We start from the raw sequence: 1,428 nt of genomic DNA, 5'->3' as shown, positions 1-1,428 counted from the left end.
ACGTACGACGGGGTCAAGTTCGCGTCGAGAAATGCTGTTGCAAGGCGAGTCGAATGTGTTCGACGCACGGCCAGTGATGTCTCCGAATCACTGAAACAAATCCGCGAACGGTGTCCAATTTAACCGGCTAGAAGGGCTCTGTTGGAAGTCCCGGCCACTGAAAATTTGTTGATGCCGTGGTCAATGAAAAGCTCAAATTGGCCACCAAGCTCGCCCGATATGAGTATCTAACTGATTTTCATCTGAGAAGGAAACGAGGCCGGAACCCTACTCCGCGAACAGCTCATGTCGAATACTGCACAAATTTTTATGTAAGATTGCATTCAACATTGTGACATGGTAGACGCAGAGGTACACGTCATCGACCGTGGTGGACTGTACTGCGACATGAACTACATGATGGAAGCGAATACGATTGGATCCCACGAGGTGCCGAATCCGGACACGGAGTACGGGGAAATCCCAGTGTGGAACCTCGTCATCGATCATCCTGAGGCGACGATTCTCTGGGACACTGGGTCCCACCACGACGCGGCCGACGGCCACTGGCCCGAGGGACTCGTTCAGGCGTTCTATCCGCACGATGCCAGCGAACATCGGCTTGACGACGACTTAGAGGCGGCAGGCTATTCGATCGATGATATCGATGCAGTGTTCCAAAGCCATCTCCATCTTGATCATGCCGGTGGGCTCGAATTCTTCGCCGATACCGACACGCCAGTGTACGTCCACGAGGAGGAGTTGAAGTTCGCGTACTACAGCGCGAAGACTGACGAGGGAAGCGGCGCATACGTCCTCGAAGACTTCGATCACGACCTCAACTGGCAGGTGCTTCACCGCAACCGTGAGGAACACTTCACCGACCTGGAATTCATCCGATTCCCGGGCCACACGCCGGGCCTGACTGGTTCCATGATTCACCTCGACGACGATGGGACAATCGTGTTCACCGGCGACCAGGCGTATATGGACGAAAACTATGAGAACGGGACGCCTCTCGGCGGCCCCCTCATCTGGGGGAAGACAGAATGGGCCGAGAGCATGAACCGAATTCACGAACTGGAGAGACGCCACGACGCGGAGGTTGTCTTCGGTCACGACCCAGAACAGTTCGAGAAGATCCAACCGGGGTGGGGACTGTGAGCTACAACCGCTCTGTCTCGGCCGACCCACACGAACTCTCGCCAGAGACTGTCTGGGAAGTACAGATGCCCGCAGTCCGCGTTGGTGCCGGCGCAGCGGACGAGCTCAGCTATCAACTCGACCAGATCGGGGCAGGAGGCGATGAACGCGGGCTGATCATCACTGACGAGAACCTCGTTTCACTGGGTCACGTCGACCGGGTTGCCGACGAACTCGAAGAAGATGGGTTCGATGTCGACGTCTTTGATGGAGTCGAACGGGAACCCAGCATCGGCGCCGTCGAGG

Annotated in this window: 2 protein-coding genes; both read left to right on the top strand. The window is 56.4% G+C overall.

Going from position 1 to position 1,428, the window contains the following annotated elements; all coding sequences use genetic code 11:
• The first annotated feature begins 336 nt into the window (after positions 1 to 336).
• Positions 337 to 1,143 (top strand): N-acyl homoserine lactonase family protein, encoded by an 807-nt coding sequence (locus AUR66_RS11880; protein ID WP_058572587.1) that lies wholly within the window; start codon positions 337 to 339, stop codon positions 1,141 to 1,143.
• The coding region (locus tag AUR66_RS11875; protein ID WP_157533088.1) for an iron-containing alcohol dehydrogenase at positions 1,140 to 1,428 on the top strand (289 nt) is incomplete at its 3' end. The genes AUR66_RS11880 and AUR66_RS11875, both read left to right, overlap by 4 nt.

The sequence above is a fragment of the Haloferax profundi genome, from assembly GCF_001469865.1.
GTDB lineage: Archaea > Halobacteriota > Halobacteria > Halobacteriales > Haloferacaceae > Haloferax > Haloferax profundi.
This window is presented reverse-complemented; position numbering and strand designations above follow the sequence as displayed.